The sequence below is a fragment of the Pseudoalteromonas sp. TB64 genome (assembly GCF_000498095.1).
Lineage (GTDB): Bacteria > Pseudomonadota > Gammaproteobacteria > Enterobacterales > Alteromonadaceae > Pseudoalteromonas.
In genome coordinates, this window is the sequence record NZ_AUTQ01000111.1 from 19,014 (window position 1) to 36,849 (window position 17,836).

The 17,836-nt window shown below is 36.8% G+C and carries 19 protein-coding genes; 16 read left to right on the plus strand and 3 right to left on the minus strand.

The genetic code is table 11. The annotated features are described in order from the left end of the window. Positions 1-29: 29 nt before the first annotated feature. A complete protein-coding gene (locus L647_RS0108235; protein WP_024610730.1) occupies positions 30-1,511 on the plus strand; it encodes a cellulase family glycosylhydrolase in 1,482 nt (493 codons plus the stop codon). Positions 1,512-1,630: 119 nt separating this feature from the next. Here L647_RS0108235 and L647_RS0108240 read toward each other — a convergent pair whose 3' ends face one another. Beyond that, positions 1,631-3,316 carry an alkaline phosphatase D family protein gene (locus tag L647_RS0108240; protein ID WP_024610731.1) on the minus strand — a complete coding sequence of 562 codons (1,686 nt, stop codon included), beginning with the start codon at positions 3,314-3,316 and terminating at the stop codon, positions 1,631-1,633. 279 nt (positions 3,317-3,595) lie between these two features. Between L647_RS0108240 and L647_RS0108245 the strand changes: the two genes are divergently transcribed. From L647_RS0108245 to L647_RS0108320, 15 genes are all read left to right on the plus strand, one after another. Next, on the plus strand, positions 3,596-3,868 hold the full coding sequence (locus tag L647_RS0108245; RefSeq protein WP_024610732.1) for a hypothetical protein: 273 nt from the start codon (positions 3,596-3,598) through the stop codon (positions 3,866-3,868). Between the two features lie 235 nt (positions 3,869-4,103). Next, entirely contained in the window at positions 4,104-4,682 is a 579-nt protein-coding gene (locus L647_RS0108255; RefSeq protein WP_024610733.1) for an LON peptidase substrate-binding domain-containing protein, read from the plus strand. A gap of 69 nt (positions 4,683-4,751) precedes the next feature. Continuing rightward, complete coding sequence (locus L647_RS0108260) at positions 4,752-5,375, plus strand: sigma-70 family RNA polymerase sigma factor (RefSeq protein WP_024610734.1); 624 nt, start codon at positions 4,752-4,754, stop codon at positions 5,373-5,375. Further along, positions 5,368-6,048, plus strand: coding sequence for a ChrR family anti-sigma-E factor (locus tag L647_RS0108265; protein ID WP_024610735.1), 681 nt, complete (start codon positions 5,368-5,370; stop codon positions 6,046-6,048). Before L647_RS0108260 ends, L647_RS0108265 begins: the two co-directional genes overlap by 8 nt. Positions 6,049-6,056: 8 nt before the next feature. Continuing rightward, positions 6,057-7,010, plus strand: coding sequence for a DUF523 and DUF1722 domain-containing protein (locus L647_RS0108270; protein ID WP_024610736.1), 954 nt, complete (start codon positions 6,057-6,059; stop codon positions 7,008-7,010). Beyond that, positions 7,010-8,404 carry a deoxyribodipyrimidine photo-lyase gene (gene phrB, locus L647_RS0108275; protein WP_024610737.1) on the plus strand — a complete coding sequence of 465 codons (1,395 nt, stop codon included), beginning with the start codon at positions 7,010-7,012 and terminating at the stop codon, positions 8,402-8,404. Before L647_RS0108270 ends, phrB begins: the two co-directional genes overlap by 1 nt. A 1-nt stretch (position 8,405) precedes the next feature. After that, positions 8,406-8,834 carry a nuclear transport factor 2 family protein gene (locus tag L647_RS0108280; protein ID WP_024610738.1) on the plus strand — a complete coding sequence of 143 codons (429 nt, stop codon included), beginning with the start codon at positions 8,406-8,408 and terminating at the stop codon, positions 8,832-8,834. A 2-nt stretch (positions 8,835-8,836) separates the two neighbouring features. Beyond that, positions 8,837-9,547, plus strand: coding sequence for an SDR family NAD(P)-dependent oxidoreductase (locus tag L647_RS0108285; RefSeq protein ID WP_024610739.1), 711 nt, complete (start codon positions 8,837-8,839; stop codon positions 9,545-9,547). Continuing rightward, complete coding sequence (locus tag L647_RS0108290) at positions 9,544-10,800, plus strand: FAD-dependent oxidoreductase (RefSeq protein WP_024610740.1); 1,257 nt, start codon at positions 9,544-9,546, stop codon at positions 10,798-10,800. The genes L647_RS0108285 and L647_RS0108290 overlap by 4 nt, the downstream gene beginning before the upstream one ends. Further along, the gene (locus tag L647_RS0108295; protein ID WP_024610741.1) at positions 10,793-11,530 is read left to right on the plus strand and encodes a DUF1365 domain-containing protein; all 738 of its coding nucleotides are present in this window, start codon (positions 10,793-10,795) and stop codon (positions 11,528-11,530) included. The genes L647_RS0108290 and L647_RS0108295 overlap by 8 nt, the downstream gene beginning before the upstream one ends. A 39-nt stretch (positions 11,531-11,569) precedes the next feature. Next, on the plus strand, positions 11,570-12,832 hold the full coding sequence (locus L647_RS0108300) for a cyclopropane-fatty-acyl-phospholipid synthase family protein (RefSeq protein WP_024610742.1): 1,263 nt from the start codon (positions 11,570-11,572) through the stop codon (positions 12,830-12,832). Then, a complete protein-coding gene (locus L647_RS0108305; RefSeq protein ID WP_029880411.1) occupies positions 12,807-13,310 on the plus strand; it encodes a DUF2878 domain-containing protein in 504 nt (167 codons plus the stop codon). Before L647_RS0108300 ends, L647_RS0108305 begins: the two co-directional genes overlap by 26 nt. A gap of 144 nt (positions 13,311-13,454) precedes the next feature. Next, positions 13,455-13,850: a chalcone isomerase family protein gene (locus L647_RS0108310; RefSeq protein ID WP_139015432.1), complete on the plus strand. Its 396-nt coding sequence runs from the start codon at positions 13,455-13,457 to the stop codon at positions 13,848-13,850. A gap of 1 nt (position 13,851) precedes the next feature. Beyond that, positions 13,852-14,391, plus strand: coding sequence for a DUF3833 domain-containing protein (locus L647_RS0108315; RefSeq protein ID WP_024610745.1), 540 nt, complete (start codon positions 13,852-13,854; stop codon positions 14,389-14,391). 208 nt (positions 14,392-14,599) lie between these two features. After that, positions 14,600-14,875, plus strand: coding sequence for an HU family DNA-binding protein (locus L647_RS0108320; protein ID WP_024610746.1), 276 nt, complete (start codon positions 14,600-14,602; stop codon positions 14,873-14,875). A gap of 91 nt (positions 14,876-14,966) precedes the next feature. Here L647_RS0108320 and ilvN read toward each other — a convergent pair whose 3' ends face one another. Together ilvN and L647_RS0108330 are read right to left on the minus strand one after the other, a co-directional pair. After that, on the minus strand, positions 14,967-15,464 hold the full coding sequence (gene ilvN / locus L647_RS0108325; protein WP_024610747.1) for an acetolactate synthase small subunit: 498 nt from the start codon (positions 15,462-15,464) through the stop codon (positions 14,967-14,969). Beyond that, positions 15,464-17,188 (minus strand): acetolactate synthase 3 large subunit, encoded by a 1,725-nt coding sequence (locus tag L647_RS0108330; RefSeq protein WP_024610748.1) that lies wholly within the window; start codon positions 17,186-17,188, stop codon positions 15,464-15,466. The genes ilvN and L647_RS0108330 overlap by 1 nt, the downstream gene beginning before the upstream one ends. Positions 17,189-17,836: the final 648 nt, after the last annotated feature.

Here is a 17,836-nt window from a genome sequence, read left to right on the forward strand (position 1 = left end):
GCCTGATTATTTTATTTAAGGAAAATATTATGAATAATAGTTTAAGTAACCACAAGAAAGGGACCTTTAAGGTTACGAGTTTATCTTTAGCTTTATTATTAGGTTTTTCAAGCCTTGCGAATGCAGCCGTTGAGCCATTAAACGTGAGCGGAAATCAAATATTAGCTGATGGAGAAAGTGTTAGCTTTGCTGGTACTAGTTTATTTTGGAGTAATACCGGTTGGGGTGGCGAAAATTTTTACACAGCAGACACCGTTGCCAAGGCTAAGTCAGAATTTGGTGCAACAATAATTCGTGCTGCAATTGGGCATGGAGCAAGTGCTGGTGGCAGTTTAAATTATGATTGGGATGGGAATATGAACCGTCTTGATACTGTTGTTAATGCTGCTATAGCACAAGACATGTACGTTATTATTGATTTTCATAGCCATGAAGCCCACACAGATCAAGCAACAGCCGTTCGCTTTTTTGAAGAAGTTGCAACTAAATACGGTGAATACGATAACGTTATTTACGAAATTTATAATGAACCACTGCAAATATCTTGGGCTAATGCCATAAAACCATACGCAGAAACCGTTATTGATAAAATTAGAGCAATTGACCCAGATAACTTAATTGTTGTAGGTACGCCAACGTGGTCACAAGATGTTGATGTTGCGTCGCTAGATCCAATTGATCGCGCTAATATTGCATACACTCTTCATTTTTATGCAGGTACACATGGTCAATCTTATAGAAATAAAGCACAAACAGCTTTAGATAATGGAATTGCTTTATTTGCTACCGAATGGGGTACAGTTAATGCCGATGGTAATGGCAGTGTAAATGTAAATGAAACTGATGCATGGATGGCATTTTTTAAGACAAATAATATTAGCCATGCTAACTGGGCTCTTAATGACAAAAATGAAGGCGCTTCTACTTTTACTCCAGGTGGAGGTTGGGACTCATTAACTGCTTCTGGTACAAAAGTTAAAGAGATTATTAAAGGTTGGCAAGGCAGTGGTAACGTAAACCTAGATAGCGATGGTGATGGCGTAATAGACAGCGTTGACCAATGTGATAACACACCATCAGGTACAACTGTTGACAGCATTGGTTGTGCTATAACAGTTGCCGATAGTGACGCTGATGGCATTAATGATAATATTGATCAATGTCCTAATACACCAGCAGGTACAAGTGTAAATAATGTTGGTTGTGCTGTTGAGGTACCTGTTGCTGATAGTGACAATGACGGCGTTAACGATAATATTGATCAGTGCCCTAATACGCCAACCGGTACTACTGTTGACGCTAATGGTTGTACGGTTGTAAGTTCTACTGATTGTAATGATATTAACGCGTATCCTAACTGGGTTAGAAAGGATTATTCAGCAGGTCCTTATACTCATAACAACACAGATGACAAAATACAATATCAAGGCAAAGCTTATAGCGCTAACTGGTACACAAACAGTGTTCCGGGTAGCGATGGTTCATGGACACTTGCCCATAGCTGTAACTAAGTAAACTTTAGTTAAATATTAGAAGTAATACAGACTGTGAGAAGATGAATATTTTACTTATATAAAATATTCATCTTCTCTATTTAATAAAATACAGCTAATTTAAAATGGCTAATCTTTTAACCTTTATAAACACTTTGATGTTCATTAACGATGTTGTAATTTGGTGAGTCGATGTTATCGACATAGCGCCAATCAGCTACTATTTGATCATGAGTTAATGTAAGTAACATATAACCTCGCTGTGATAAATTACAGTAATTTAAATCATTTATAAGTAATGAAAGTGCATCTGCCATTTGCTTTGCTTGTTTTGTGTTTAGCGATAAGTAATGCTCCATTCCAGGTGATGTTACACCTGGTGTCGCAAACTCAACGCCAACGTTATTTCCCTTTATATCTATTAAATCTCCATGCCATGCATTATGTGTATCACCAGCAACGACTACCAATTTTTTATTTAACTCATTAGCGCTTTTATATAATGCTTCGCGTTCACTGGGGTAGCCATCCCATGCATCTAAATTGTATGGCATTAAGGTGTTTACTCTTGCCAGTTGTGCTGGCGTAACCGTTTTATTTATTAAAACGGCTTGTTTAATAGCAACGAGTTCTTTAATTACGGATGGAATTTTAGTGCGGTCTGATTGCGAGAAAATTTCAGTTGGTAGCCACATTTTTGTCATCAGTACTTGTTGACCCAATACTTGCCATTTAGCATTTGATTTAGCCATTGCACAGGTGAGCCAATTCAGTTGTGTGTTGCCCAGTAATTGCCTTTGTGGATTATTTAAATCGTTAACAAAACCAGCAACATCCATTTTTTTTGTATCGGCATCTTTATAATCGCTGTACGCCAATTGTTTATCGCGCGCTATAACACGGGTATCGAGCATGTGGAGGCTTAATAAGTTAGCAAAGTTAAAGGTGCGGTAAATTTGTGGATTTTGCTCACCCATTGGCGGTCTAATCGGAAGCCATTCGTAATAAGCTTGAATGGCAGCAGCACGTCGTTTTAAAAAGTCACCTTCATTGCTACTGTGGTTTTCAGCGCCACTTTTATAAGTGTCATTCGCAATTTCGTGATCGTCCCATACAACTATAAAAGGCGCAGCTGCATGGAGGGCTTGTAAGCCTTTATCTGTACGGTAAATTGCATAACGTTTGCGGTAGTCACTTAATGTAATTATTTCCCCACTATTATCAGGTGCTAGTGAGCGACCAATTTTATCGGCGTTGTTAGTTGCATAACCGCCCATTGGGTATTCGTAAATGTAATCCCCTAAGTGTAATACTACGTCTAAGTTTTTTTGTTTAGCAGCATCAGAATACGCATTAAAGTAGCCCGCAGGGTAGTTTGAACACGAGACAACCGCTATCTTAACTTGTTCTATGTTATTGATTGGCAGTGTTTTAGCTCGTCCAACTGGGCTTACTGTTGTTAAACCAATAAAGCGGTAAAAGTACTGCGTATTAGCTTTGAGCTCTTGAACATCAATTTTTATTGTAAAATCACGGCTTTTATTTGTTTCTGCGTATCCACGTCGAACAATATTCGTAAATTTTGCATCGCGGGCAAGTTCCCATGCGACAGTAGCATTTTCTTGTTCTGTTTGAACGTGTGTCCAAATTATTAATGCATTTTCTAGTGGATCGCCACTGGCAATACCATGTTTAAATTCGACAGGTGTTAATGATTTTTTTTGAAAAGTTTGCATGCAACCAGTTAAAGAGGTCGAAACTGCAATTGTAAATACACTTGCAATTGATGTTTTTAAAAATTGACGACGGGATGAATTAGACATACTGCACTTTGTTTAAGTTATTAATAATAACGAACTACAGTACGCAGGAAATATGACGTTTTTATAAACACTTTATGTATCTACTATGAAGTTAATTATTAACTAAAAAGTAGTCAAAAAATAAAATTAAGTGGTTAAATTAACGAGAGGTGAATTTTTGAAATAAAGTAAATGTAATAAAAGTACTTTAAATACAGTTGGTTATTTTTTGTTTTTATGTTGGCACAACCCTTGAGTATATAACTACGTCTAAACAATACACAAACAAGGAATACCATTATGAAACGTTCAATTAAAATCGCTATGGCAAGTTTATTAGTATTAGGTTCTACGCAAGTACAAGCTGCAGAAGTAGACCTAGATGTAACTAATATAATTACTCAAAGTGTAACTAGCTATGTTAAACAAAGTACTTTAGAGCTTGAAAAATCATTAAAAGAAGCGTTCTCGTTTAACTCTCAAACAGTATTAGATGGCTTATTAAAAGAGTTTGAACTTGTTGAAGATAGCAAAAATAAAAATGTCATAAAGACTGATAATAAAGCCCTATAAACTGTTTAAAAGGATTAAGACGATGAGTAGTGATTTTGGATTATTTGCCTTAATGTTGGCTCCTGTAGCAAGTATGATTACTGCTTACTATTCCTTACAGATTTTAAAGTGCATGGGGAATTGGTTTAATATTTAGCCTGCAGCATAATAGGCAGTTAATTCGATTAATATAAAGCTGATCGACTTTGTAAAGGCGCACGTAAATAAAGGCAGAATGTTTAAAGAAGTAGACTTTATGAAACGTGCGATTTTTCCATTACCATTATTTATATTACCTGAAGGTTATACGCGATTACGCATATTTGAACCTCGCTACCTACATATGGTTAAAAGCGCATTAAAAGACAATACAGGCTTTGTACTTTGCACTTTTGAGCATGACACACCATTTAATATCAGTGCTCAAGGCTGCTTAATGGACGTGATTGACTTTGATCAAGACGACAATGGTACATTGCTAATTGATGTTTTTGCATCGCAAAGTGTTCAAATAAACGATGTTTATCAAGACGAACAAGAATTGCGTCACGGATTAGTGTCAGATTGTAATGCACCTTATTGGTACAAAGACAGTAATAACGAAATTGGTAAGCACCAACGCTTACATGATTCCCTCAAAGATGTTTTTTCTGGAAACCCAGAACTCAGAGTCTTATACAAACAGACTCATTTTAATAGACTACCGTGGATAGCTGCTCGTTGGCTTGAACTTCTACCTATATCTATTGAGAAAAAACAGCAACTTGCGTTTGAAACTAACTTTGATAACTTGCTAAGTTTCCTCCATACTGTGATTAACAATGAATTTGCCTAATTTAATTTGATCCAACTCTTAATATTGCTCGTATTTATAAATACAAAAGCAATAACGGGATTAATTATAATGGTAAGTCAACAACAGTCACCACGTTGTGAACCTAAAACAGGTAAGTATACTGCCATGCCAGACACGCCAAGTACTGAACTTATGCAATCGCTTATTGCGGTCGCAGAAAGTCGCGATAAAAAAGCGTTCGCCTTTTTATTCGAATATTTTGCGCCGAAAATTAAACGCTTTGGAATTAAACAATTTGGCGTTGAAGCGCAAGCAATGGAGTTAGTTCAAGAAACATTAACTTCGGTGTGGCGTAAAGCGCATTTATACAATAGCAGCAAAGGTGCCGCAACTACTTGGGTTTATACGGTAATGCGTAATGCCTCTTTTGATATGCTTCGTAAAATGAAAAGCAATAAAGAAGAAAACATAAGCGAAGATATTTGGCCGTTATTAAACGAATCACAAGATACTAATCACGAATACAGTGATCATTTAGAAGATAAACAAATTAAGCGTTACCTCGACAAGTTGCCAATAGCGCAAAGAGAAGTGGTTCGCGGTGTTTATTTTCAAGACATGTCGCAAGAGCAACTCGCTATGCAACTTAATATTCCAGTAGGCACGGTAAAATCTCGGTTACGTTTAGCCTTGCAAAAATTACGTAATGAAATGGGAGATCAGCATGATTAAACATCACCCTAGTGAAGATTTACTAGTACAACATTGTTCTGCATCGCTAAATGCATCTTTAAGTTTAGCTGTGTCTATACACCTTGACATGTGTCCTATATGCCAAGAGAAAGTTGCTAAGATTGAAGCGGCCAATGCAAATGTAGTGTTTAACGATAAACAAGTTTTATCGCCAAATGAAGATAAAGATAATCTTGAATTACTTGAAGAGTTTGAATCGAATGTGTTTGATTTAATTACTTCAGATTCGGGCATTGATGAAGTATACGAAGTTGAGCCAGTATCTATTAAAGTTAATGCACATGACTATCAACTTCCGCGAGCCTTAACTCGTATATCGCATAGTAAATTTACCCAAGTTGGTAAAATTGCTCGCTCGCGTGTTGCACTAGATGACGGCGCTTTACGCTCTAGCTTATTGCATATAGACGCAGGCGGCGAAATTCCTGAGCATACTCACACTGGTTTTGAAGTAACTTTATTATTAGATGGTGAATTTAGCGACGAGGAAGGTAATTACGTACCAGGCGACTTTATTTGGCAAGATGGTAGCCATTTACATACTCCACTTACGAAAGATGGTTGTTTATGCTTTACAGTTGTCAGTAGTGCGCTACATTTTAATAAGGGCTTCAGCAAGTTACTAAATCCAATAGGTAATTTGATCTACTAAGAGAATATATGCAAACTGATATAATAAAAATAGGTATAAGCGCCTGCTTAGCAGGCGAAAAAGTTAGATTTGATACGGGTCATAAAAAATCAAATTTTTGCATGGATGAGTTAGGTAAACACGTTGAATACACACGTTTTTGTCCGGAGGTAGCAGTAGGGTTACCTATACCTCGTCCAACTATTCGCCAAGTTAAAGTGGGCGATACCATTAAAGTATGTCGCCCAGATGGAACCGGTGAAGTAGGACAGCAGCTTACCGAGTACGGTAAAAAAGTAGCAACTGAGCAAGCTAAAGAATTAAGTGGATTTGTATTTTGTGCAAAAAGTCCGAGTTGCGGTATGGAACGAATTAAAATATATAACGAAGCTGGAACCGGTAATACATCAGAAGGCGTTGGTTTTTTTGCTGAGCAAATAATGAAGCACAACCCATTATTGCCATGTGAAGAAAACGGACGTTTAAATGACATGCATTTACGTGAAAACTTTGTAATGAGAATTTATGTATTTAAAAATTGGCAAAAGTTAGTACAAGAGCCGCTTACTGTTCACAAACTTACGCAATTTCATTCTCAGTATAAATACTTGCTAATGGCTCATAATTATCAAGCCTATCGTGACTTGGGTAAGCTACTAGGTACTTATGTAGGCGACGATATAAATGCAGTTGCTGATGATTATATTTTAGGCTTGATGACAGGTCTTAAAAAACCGGCTTCTCGCAGAAATAATTGCAATACGTTAATGCATCTACAAGGTTACTTTAAAACAGATTTATCGAAAGTTGAAAAACAAGAACTTCGTGATGCAATAGATGAATATCGCGAAGGATTGGTGCCATTGTATGTACCACTCACTTTATTAAAACATCATTTGAAGGTTCACCCAAATGAGTACCTTGAAAAACAGGTGTTTTTTAACCCTTACCCTCACGATTTAAAACTACGATTTGGTATTTAATGGATACATTATTTTGGTTTAGGCGCGATTTGCGCCTTTTTTCTAACGAAGCGTTAATTCAAGCGCTAAACAATGGCGCTAAACACGCCATTTTTTTTGTGTCTCAAAAACAGTGGCAACAACACCAAGTTGCGCCTATTCAGATTGACTTGCTTAAGCGCCGAGTAGCGTATCTTCAATCACAGCTTGGTGAGTATGGTGTTACTTTACATGTAATTGACGCGCCAAGCTTTGTGGATTGTGAAAACAAAATTATTGATTTTTGTAAATCAAATGATGTAAAGCATGTAATTGCTAATACAGAGTATGAGCTTAATGAAGTTAATCGCGATAAAGCTATTTTAAATAAATGCGATGAGCTTTCTATTACGTTTACATTATATGAAGGGGATTTAATTGCGCCGGCAGGCTCAGTTAAAAACCAAAGTAATGAAATGTATAAAGTATTTACTCCGTTTAAGCGAGCTTGGTTAAAGCAACATCAAGATACGCATTTTAGTTTGCCACAATGGCCTTTAGGTTCTGAGCCGATAAAGTGTAACGAAAGTGATTTACTTAAAAGTGATGGTTGCTCAGATAAGTGGCCGGTTGATGATGAAACCTTAGCAACCGTGGTTGATAACTTTATATGCGACAAGCTTACAAGTTACGATGATCAACGTGATATTCCAAGTATAAAAGGCACTTCGGGTTTAAGCCCTTACTTAGCTCTTGGAATTGTAGGTACTAAGCAGCTACTTATTAATATTCAGCAGCGTTATCCCGATATTTTAACTACATCAAAAAGTAAAACGTTTACGTGGATTAATGAACTCATTTGGCGCGAATTTTACAGACACTTAATAGCTGAATTTCCCAAGCTTTCGCGTGGTGATAACTTTAACGAAAAATATAACGCTGTTGTGTGGCGTAAAAACGATGATGATTTTAATGCTTGGTGTGAAGGTCGAACTGGTTATCCGCTAGTTGATGCTGCAATGCTACAACTAAAGCAAACAGGTTGGATGCATAATAGATTGCGTATGGTTGTTGCCAGCTTTTTAACAAAGCATTTATTAATAGACTGGCGTGAAGGTGAGCGCTTTTTTATGCAGCACCTAATTGATGGCGACTTGGCATCTAATAATGGTGGTTGGCAGTGGGCTGCAAGTACTGGGTGCGATGCTCAGCCTTACTTTAGAGTTTTTAATCCTATAAGGCAAAGTGAACGTTTTGATCCAACAGGCAAGTTTATTCGTAAGTATTTACCAGAGCTTGAAAACGTGCCAGATAAACAGATTCATTTTCCACATACTTATTTAGCTGCAACAGGGCAAGATAAGCAGTGTTACTGGCCAGCTATAGTTGATCATAAGGCTGCACGAGAGCGTGCTTTAGCTGCATTTAAGGTATGATATGGATAACCAGTTACCAGTAGATAAATTTGTAGAGATATACCAGCAACTCAATAGTAGTAATCTTGATTTGTTGAGTGAAATTTATAGCGACAATATTCAGTTTATAGATCCGATGCATGAAATTAACGGCATTGATGAATTGCGTCGGTATTTTGCTAATTTATACAGTAACGTTAAACATTGTCAGTTTGACATAACAGACACTTTTAACGTTGATAGCAATGCGTTTATCTACTGGACCATGCACTACTCCCACCCTAAGTTAGCGTCGGGTAAAACAATATCAGTTAAGGGACATAGCAAGCTTATTTTTGATAGTGGTAAAATAACCAAGCATCGCGACTACTTCAATGTTGGTGAACTTTTATATAAACACATTCCTTTATTGGGTAGTGTTGTTAAGTTTATAGATAAAAGGGCAGGTTAATTATGATCACATTAATTACAGGCGCTACATCGGGAATTGGTGAACAGTTAGCAATTAAATATGCTGAGCAAGGCGATACTGTTATAGCATGCGGTCGTAATAGCGAAAAGCTAGCTGAGCTTGCAAAGCACACCAATATTCAAACATGCCAATTTGATGCAACTGATTTACAAGATATAAAGCAATCGACAATAGGTTTTGCTCAATTTGACAGAGTGATCCTAAATGCAGGTAATTGTGAGTATGTAGATGATGCACGTAACTTTGATAGTGCTCTGTTTGAGAGAGTTGTATCGGTTAATTTACTTGCAATGGGATATTGCTTAGAAGCCTTACTTCCTAAAATAAACGTGGGTGGGCAACTTGTTTTAGTAAGCTCTAGTGTTACTTATTTACCGCTTCCTCGCTCAGAAGCTTACGGGGCATCAAAAGCCGGTGTAAGTTACTTAGCTAAAAGTCTAGCCATAGATTTAAATGACGTTGATGTAACACTCGTTCATCCTGGTTTTGTTAAAACGCCTCTAACTAATAAAAATGACTTTCCAATGCCTATGGCTGTATCTGCAAGCGAGGCTGCAGATTATATGATTAAAGGAATACATAAGCGCCGTAAAGAAGTGCATTTTCCTTATCGTTTTACCCTTATTTTAAAAGCACTGCGAATACTCCCTTTACCGCTTTGGCTTAAAATTGCAAAAGGATTAACCCGTTGAAAAAAATAGCAATAATTGGCTCAGGTGTTTCTGGTTTAACATGCGGGCATTTGCTGCACAAGCATTACGATGTAACTCTATTTGAAAAAAATGATTATATTGGAGGACACACTGCAACGGTTGATGTTGATGTAAGTGGTATTAAATACGCAATAGACACCGGTTTTATTGTATTTAATGATAGAACATACCCTTACTTTGAAAAGCTGTTAAAGCATATTGGTGTTGATAAACAAAAAACAGAAATGAGTTTTAGCGTTCATAATGATGCAACAGGTTTTGAATATAACGGGCATACGTTTACAAGCCTATTCGCACAGCGTCGCAATATTTTTAGACCTAAATTTTGGCGTTTGCTTTACGACATTGTTAGATTTAACAAGTTATGTAAAGCAATACACGAACAAGAAAAATATAAAACGGATCAATCGTTAGGACAGCTTTTAGATGAACACCATTTTAATGACTTTTTTAAGTATCATTATATTTTACCAATGGGCGCAGCTATTTGGTCATCTAGCATAAAAGAAATGGAAAATGTAGGCGTAGAGTTTTTTGTTAAGTTCTTTTTCAACCACGGACTTTTAGACGTTACAAACAGACCTCAGTGGTATGTAATACCAGGTGGTTCTCGCCAGTACATTAAGCCATTGATTAGAGGCTTTGCCGATAAAATTAAACTCAATACAAATATTAAATCTGTTACGCGTCAAGATGATGAAGTAACAATAGAGTTTGAAAATGGTGAGCAAAGCAAGTTTGATAAAGTAATATTTGCTTGTCATTCAGATCAAGCACTTGCGCTGCTTGGCGATGCTACAGAGCAAGAAAAGTCAGTGTTAGGTGCAATCGCTTATACCGAAAACTCAGTGGTGCTGCACACCGATATAAACCTTTTACCAGATAGAAAAGCGGCATGGGCAAGTTGGAACTACTTGCTTAATAACAATACAAACAAAGCTGCTGTGGTTACATACCAAATGAATATACTTCAAGGTATACAGTCAGATACTCAATTTTGTGTAACGTTAAATCACCCTGAAGGGATTAACCAAAGTAAAATATTGCGCGAATTTACTTACCATCACCCTGTATTTAATCAAGAGTCCATTGCTGCTCAAAAACTTAAACATAGTATTGATGGGCAAAATAATAGTTATTTTTGTGGAGCGTATTGGTATAACGGCTTCCACGAAGACGGTGTACACAGCGGTGTAGATGTTGCAAAACAACTTGGGGTTGAATTTGACTAGTGCAGTTTATTTAGGCGATGTTAAACATCGCCGTTTTGCTGTTAAAGAGCACCGTTTTAGTTACCCGTTATATATGATGTGGGTAGATCTAAATAACCCTCAGCAGTTAAATGGTGTACACAAGCACTTGGGTACATCGGGCTTAAAAGCCTTAAAGTTTAATGAAGCTGATTACCTTAAAGATACCTCAGAACATGTTAAACGACCCCTTATTGAACGTGCTCACGATCAACTCGTCACGTTAGGTATTAGTGAAACCTTCTCCCATATTTATATGCTTGGGCAACTTCGTTGCCTCGGTGTGTACTTTAGCCCTGTTAATTTTTACTTTTTTGGTCACGATCACATCCGTTTTAAGTACATGATTGCTGAGGTGAGTAATACACCGTGGAACGAACGTCATTATTATTTAGTCCCCCTAGAAAAAAAAGTGAACTTTAAGAAGGTTTTTTCCGTATCACCTTTTATGAATTTAGATATGAACTATCATTGGCATATCAAACAGTCGCTTGATAAAACATTGATACACATTAAAAATAAACGAGATGGGGTATTATTATTTGATGCAACACTTCGTTTGAAACGTTTAGAGCTTAGTAACGAAGAACTTAGTAAGTTACTAAAACGTTTTCCGGCTATGACATGGTCGATTTTTAAAGGTATCTATCACCAAGCGTTAAAGTTATTTATAAAGAGAGTGCCTTTTTTAGGTCATTCAGGTAAGCCATAAAACATATACAGATAGTTAGAACAATAAATAGGTATTTTAATGGAAAAAGTGTCGAGCTTAAATTGTGCACAAAGCACTGGATGGTTTGCTAACGTATATAAAAAGTTAGTAACGAAAGCGTTTTCTTCGATTGAAACAGGTCAGATAGTTTTAGATGACAATAATGAACGAACTGTTTTTGGTGACGCATTGTCCGAACTTAAAGTTACTATCACAGTAAACGATAAGGCAATGTACAAGGCCTTTGCACTCTCTGGCAGTGTTGGGGCTGGTGAATCCTATATTTTAGGGCAATGGTCTTGCGATAATTTAACGCGCTTCATCGAAATATTCGCAGTAAATGAAAAGCAATTAGATAAATTTGAAAAGAAATTTGCATTTTTTAGCAACATAGCCCACCGATTTAATCATGTTAAAAACAAAAATTCTGAGTCAGGTTCAAAAAAGAATATTGTTGCCCACTACGATTTAGGTAACGATTTATACGAGTCATTTTTAAGTAAAGAAATGCTTTATTCTAGTGCTGTTTATCCTAAAAAAGATTCTACACTTGAAGAAGCACAGCAATTTAAGCTTAAACGTATTTGTGAGCAGGTCGAGTTACAACAGGGCGACTCAGTTATTGAAATTGGTACTGGTTGGGGGGCTTTTGCAATTTATGCTGCTACTCATTACGACTGCCACGTAACAACGACAACCATTTCTGATGAGCAACACGACTACGTAGCCGAAAAAGTTAAAGAGCTTGGACTTGATAATAAAATAACACTGCTTAAACTTGATTACAGATTGCTAAAAGGTAAATACGATAAACTTGTTTCCATCGAAATGATTGAAGCAGTTGGTCATGATTATTTGCCGAGCTTTTTTACTCAATGTGGAGAACTTTTAAAAGACAATGGTGCAATGCTTATTCAAGCTATTACTATTGGCGACCAACGTTATCAGCATTATTTAAAAAATTCTGATTTTATACAGCAATACATTTTCCCAGGTGGTTGCCTACCATCACTTAATGAAATGAGCGAACAGATCAAAAACAACACTGATATGGTTATACACACTATAAATGATATTGGTGCTCACTATGCGCGTACGCTGGCTGATTGGCGCTCTCGCTTTATAGAAAGCTGGCCTGATTTAGACCGTTCTAAGTTTGACGAGCGTTTTTATCGTTTATGGTTGTTCTACTTTGCTTACTGTGAAGGTGCATTTAGAACACGCGCAACGAGTACAGTGCATTTAATGGCACGTAAACCAAGATTTGTTAGTGATAATGACGAGATTGCACTCGCTTATTAATTTTATATTGTTTCAAGCAGTATGGTTTTTATCATTACTGCTTGAAGCAAACTCAATCGTTTTTTCAAGCGCTATAATTGCTTTGATGTTTTATTTGTCAAAGCAAAAAAAACAGGATGTTTTGCTTGTTTTAAAAACACTTCCAATCGCTCTGCTTTGTGAGTTTATTGCAGTAAAGCTTGGTTTATTTGAATTTAAGGTTTTTCCTTTTCCACCGTGGCTTGCTCTTTTGTGGGTAGCTCTACTTCTATGTATCAATACTTCAATGTCGTTTTTAACTGGGCTTAAACTATGGCAAGCATTTTGTGTGTGTTTGGTTTTTGCACCTTTAAGTTATTGGGGTGGTGCACGCTTTGAAGTATTAAGCTTAGGATTACCACTTTATCAGTTTTGGTTTTTTTATGGCGCACTTTGGGCTGCAACATTCACGTTGATTTTATTTATAAACAGTAAAATAAAGCTAATGATCTCTCGCTAATTTGCATCTTGGCTATTCATAATATCTAACATTTATTAATAAGGTTTTACTTTGAAATATATTTTATGTGGCGCTATTTTATGCGTGTTTAGTAGTACAGCAGTGCTTGCCAATAGCGACTTTAATAAGGTTGGTGAAGGTAAAATGGAATATTTGCTTTGGGATGTTTACGATGCAACGTTATCTACGTATTCGGGTAATTACGTATTGGGTGATAATCCGGTTAAATTCAAACTTACCTATTTACGTGATTTTGAGGCAAAAGATATTGTTAAAGCAACGCAAGAGCAATGGCAACGTTTGGGCAAAGAGCAGTCGTCAAAAACTTATAGCGACAAACTATTACAAATTTGGCCTGATATAAAAAAAGGTGAATCGCTTACTTTAATAACAAATGAGCAAGGTGGAAGTATTTTTTATCATAATGATAAAAAAATTGGTGAAATAAATGAGCCTGAATTTGCTACTGATTTTTTGGCTATTTGGTTAGATAAAAACACCTCTGAGCCTGAACTCAGAAAGCAATTACTAGGAAATTAATATGAAAATCGCGAATCTAGTTAAAAGTATTTTAGTCGGTACATGTGCTTTGTTTCTAATAAGCTGTTCTGCACCTAGCGTAGATCATTATAAAAATACATCACCTGAGTTTGACTTTAAAACATTCTTTACAGGAAATTTGAAAGCCTATGGCGTTGTACAGGATTTTAAAGGCGAGCTAACCCGCAAGCTAGTGGTAGATATGCATGCGAGCTGGGAAGGTAACCAGGGCATTATCGAAGAAGATTTTGTTTATGATGATGGTGAAACACAAAAACGCATTTGGAAAGTAACTTTAAACAACGACAATTCATTAACCGGCACCGCAGATGATGTTTTAGGTACAGCTAAAGGTAAAAGTGATGGCAGTGTATTTCATTGGAATTATAATGTTGAACTGCCATACGATGGCAGTACTTTAGAGGTTAACTTTGACGATTGGATGTACTTGGTTACACAAACACGCTTGATAAACCGAACATCTATTGTTAAGTTCGGTGTTGAGGTTGGGGAAGTGACCTTAGTAATCGAAAAAATATAGTTTATCTTAAGTTGCGTAACGTGCGCCAAAATTGTACTCAAATTAAGTCTTTGTTAACCCAACGTGCTGTATTTTACCGAGAATTATTTTAATTTTACGTGTTTTTTAAGATTTTAAGCAAAAAATGCAATTTGCTGTTGCTAACTCTTCAAAAATACATAAAGATAGGTTTTGCGAAGGCAAAATAATAACGAATAGGAATCTAAAAATGAATAAAGCTCAATTAGTTGAAAAAATTGCTACTGATGCAGAAATTTCTAAAGCTGCTGCTACTCGTGCACTTGACGCGTTTACAGGCGCTGTAACTTCTTCTTTAAAAGAAGGTGATTCAGTAGCATTAGTTGGTTTTGGTACTTTTACAGTAAAAGAACGTGCAGCACGTACTGGCCGTAACCCACAAACGGGTGCTGAGATCCAAATCGCAGCGGCAACTATCCCAAGCTTTAAAGCAGGTAAAGGTCTTAAAGACCAAGTAAACCTTTAATAGGTTTAACAAATTAAATAAAAAAAGGGCTAATTAGCCCTTTTTTTTATATCTGTAAAAAGCCATAAAATATGGCTTATATACAATAAAGTTATGCTTTTAAGGCTTTATCCCCTCGACCAATGCCAACAGCACCAGAACGTACAACTTCAACAATGTCAGTTTCATGGCGAAGCGTGTCTAAAAATGATTCAATTTTGTCAGTGCTACTTACTAATTGTAGGCTGTAGGTTTGCCTGCCCATATCTAAAATAGCACCTTGAAATACATCTACAACACGAGTAACCGCAGCGCGAGTTGACTCATCTTGAGCAAATACCTTAACAAGTAATAGTTCTCGTTCTATATGACTCATTTCAGTCAAATCTATGATTTTTAATACATCGACAAGTTTATTAACTTGCTTAGTTATTTGTTCTACTACGCGGTCATCGCCCATAGTTGTAATAGTAATACGTGATAAAGACTGATCGTCCGTTGTACCTACAGTCAAGCTGTCGATGTTATAAGCGCGTTGTGAAAAAAGTCCGACAATACGCGACAATGAACCCGGTTCGTTTTCTAATAATATAGATAAAATACGACGCATTATGCTTTTACTCCTTTACGTAGCCACATCTCATCAATGCTACCTAACTTAATTTGCATTGGGTATACATGTTCTTTTTCATCGACAAGAATATCTAAAAATACTAAACGGTCGGTAATTGACATCGCTTTATCAATAGCGGGTTGTAGTTCAGCAAGCGTATTTACTTGGATACCTACGTGACCATAGCTCTCAACCAATTTAACAAAGTCAGGCAGTGAATCCATATATGATGAAGAATGACGACCTCCATAAACCATATCTTGCCATTGGCGTACCATGCCTAAAGAGCGATTATTAAGAGAAACCACTTTTACAGCTAAGTTATATTGCAAACAGGTAGAAAGTTCTTGGATATTCATTTGAATAGAACCGTCGCCCGTAATACACACCGATTCTTTATCAGGAAACGCGAGCTTTACACCCATAGCGGCAGGTAAACCAAACCCCATTGTTCCTAAACCACCTGAATTTATCCATTGACGAGGATGTTTAAACGGATAGTACTGCGCTGCAAACATTTGATGTTGACCAACGTCAGAGCTTACATAAGCATCGCCATTTGTTGCTTTGTATACCGCCTCTATTACAGCTTGAGGTTTAATTTTGTCGCCATCAGTATTGTAATTTAGACACTTTTGTTCACGCCAACTAATAATTTGACGCCACCAATCCTCTTGAGCGCTGCGATCAATTTGAATAGGGCTTTTATCTATACCAGCTTGAAGCTGTTCAAGTACAGTCGCTAAGCAGCCTACAACGGGAATATGCGCTTTGATTGTTTTAGAGATAGACGTTGGATCTACATCTACATGTACAATAGTGGCATTAGGGCAAAACTTTTCAACATTATTAGTGACGCGATCATCAAAGCGAGCACCAAGTGCCAAGATTACATCTGCATTCGCCATTGCTTTGTTTGCTTCAAGCGTACCGTGCATGCCTAGCATACCAACAAAGTTAGGGTGAACACCTGATATACCACCAAGCCCCATTAACGTGTTTGTTATTGGCGCATTTAGCGATTCAACCAAGTGAGTTAATTGCTCTGATGTATTTGATATAACAATACCGCCACCAGAATAAATAACGAGCTTTTTAGCTTCTAAAATAGCTGTAACGGCTTTACGTATTTGTTTAGAGTGACCCTTAGTATTAGGACTGTATGTTCTAAGTTCAGTTGTTTTAGGAAATTCGTATTCAAATTTGATTGCAGGGTTAAGCATGTCTTTTGGTAATTCAACTACAACAGGCCCAGGGCGACCAGTGCTGGCAATATAAAAAGCTTTAGCCAATATAGTTGGAATTTCTTTAGCACTTCTACAGTTAAAGCTATGCTTAACTACAGGGCGAGAGCACCCGACAATATCGGTTTCTTGGAATGCATCGTCGCCAATAAGATTTGTAGGCACTTGACCTGACAACACAACCATAGGAATTGAATCCATATAGGCTGTTGCAATACCTGTAATACAGTTTGTAGCGCCAGGACCTGAGGTGGCAAGTACTACACCAACATCGCCTGTTGCACGAGCGTAACCATCAGCCATATGAGTAGCTGCTTGCTCGTGGCGTACTAATATATGCTCAATGTCGTCTTGTTGAAAAAGTGCATCGTACAAATCTAATACCGAACCACCGGGATAGCCAAATATGTATTTAACCTTCAGCTCTTTTAATGCCTGAACTACTAATTCAGAACCATTATATTCTTGTTTGCTCATCCTCATTCCTCTGTGCGCTATTTTATGCATAAAAAAACCCCCGCGTAGTGCGAGGGTTTTTAAAAAGCAGTATCACTTTTTAATACATCCCCGCTGGGCTTATAACTAAGACCAGTACGAGTACGACTAAAAGACGAATCTGCAATTTCATAACTTGTTCACTCTTTTAAAAAAGTAAAATGTTTACTTTAAATTAAAATTTCTCTATGAGGTTATTTTTAAGGGTTTTGAGTGTGCATGTCAACCGTGAATTGGTTTTTTTGGATTAAAATTCTAAATTTAGTTGTTTTTTAATTTAAAATCACAGTTTTGTCGTTTTTATGTCATTAAGTGAGAAGAAATTATGCGTTTAATATTTTTGCCTATATTTATTTTCGGCACTAAAAAGCCAACATAATTTTAATACTGATCAGTTAAGAAGTATTTAACGATCCATGGACCAAACATCTGGTTTGTTTATTAAGGCATCGAATGTCTTCAGGAGTCTTTTTTATGAAACTTACTCCAGCATTTTCTTTTGCGAATGGTTATGCCCCAAACTCAGTCGATTTAGGTTAGCTGAGTGATTTTTAGGCACACATTTCATCAAAGAATGCGCTGAAACTATCGAATTTGCAAAGATAAGACGAACTCCTGTCGAAAGGGCTG

Excerpts from the sequence above, each read along its gene's own strand:
- L647_RS0108235 (WP_024610730.1), top strand. The coding sequence starts at position 30 with ATGAATAATAGTTTAAGTAACCACAAGAAAGGGACCTTTAAGGTTACG.
- L647_RS0108240 (WP_024610731.1), bottom strand. The coding sequence starts at position 3,316 with ATGTCTAATTCATCCCGTCGTCAATTTTTAAAAACATCAATTGCAAGT.
- L647_RS0108245 (WP_024610732.1), top strand. The coding sequence starts at position 3,596 with ATGAAACGTTCAATTAAAATCGCTATGGCAAGTTTATTAGTATTAGGT.
- L647_RS0108255 (WP_024610733.1), top strand. The coding sequence starts at position 4,104 with ATGAAACGTGCGATTTTTCCATTACCATTATTTATATTACCTGAAGGT.
- L647_RS0108260 (WP_024610734.1), top strand. The coding sequence starts at position 4,752 with ATGGTAAGTCAACAACAGTCACCACGTTGTGAACCTAAAACAGGTAAG.
- L647_RS0108265 (WP_024610735.1), top strand. The coding sequence starts at position 5,368 with ATGATTAAACATCACCCTAGTGAAGATTTACTAGTACAACATTGTTCT.
- L647_RS0108270 (WP_024610736.1), top strand. The coding sequence starts at position 6,057 with ATGCAAACTGATATAATAAAAATAGGTATAAGCGCCTGCTTAGCAGGC.
- phrB (WP_024610737.1), top strand. The coding sequence starts at position 7,010 with ATGGATACATTATTTTGGTTTAGGCGCGATTTGCGCCTTTTTTCTAAC.
- L647_RS0108280 (WP_024610738.1), top strand. The coding sequence starts at position 8,406 with ATGGATAACCAGTTACCAGTAGATAAATTTGTAGAGATATACCAGCAA.
- L647_RS0108285 (WP_024610739.1), top strand. The coding sequence starts at position 8,837 with ATGATCACATTAATTACAGGCGCTACATCGGGAATTGGTGAACAGTTA.
- L647_RS0108300 (WP_024610742.1), top strand. The coding sequence starts at position 11,570 with ATGGAAAAAGTGTCGAGCTTAAATTGTGCACAAAGCACTGGATGGTTT.
- L647_RS0108305 (WP_029880411.1), top strand. The coding sequence starts at position 12,807 with ATGACGAGATTGCACTCGCTTATTAATTTTATATTGTTTCAAGCAGTA.
- L647_RS0108310 (WP_139015432.1), top strand. The coding sequence starts at position 13,455 with ATGGAATATTTGCTTTGGGATGTTTACGATGCAACGTTATCTACGTAT.
- L647_RS0108315 (WP_024610745.1), top strand. The coding sequence starts at position 13,852 with ATGAAAATCGCGAATCTAGTTAAAAGTATTTTAGTCGGTACATGTGCT.
- L647_RS0108320 (WP_024610746.1), top strand. The coding sequence starts at position 14,600 with ATGAATAAAGCTCAATTAGTTGAAAAAATTGCTACTGATGCAGAAATT.
- ilvN (WP_024610747.1), bottom strand. The coding sequence starts at position 15,464 with ATGCGTCGTATTTTATCTATATTATTAGAAAACGAACCGGGTTCATTG.
- L647_RS0108330 (WP_024610748.1), bottom strand. The coding sequence starts at position 17,188 with ATGAGCAAACAAGAATATAATGGTTCTGAATTAGTAGTTCAGGCATTA.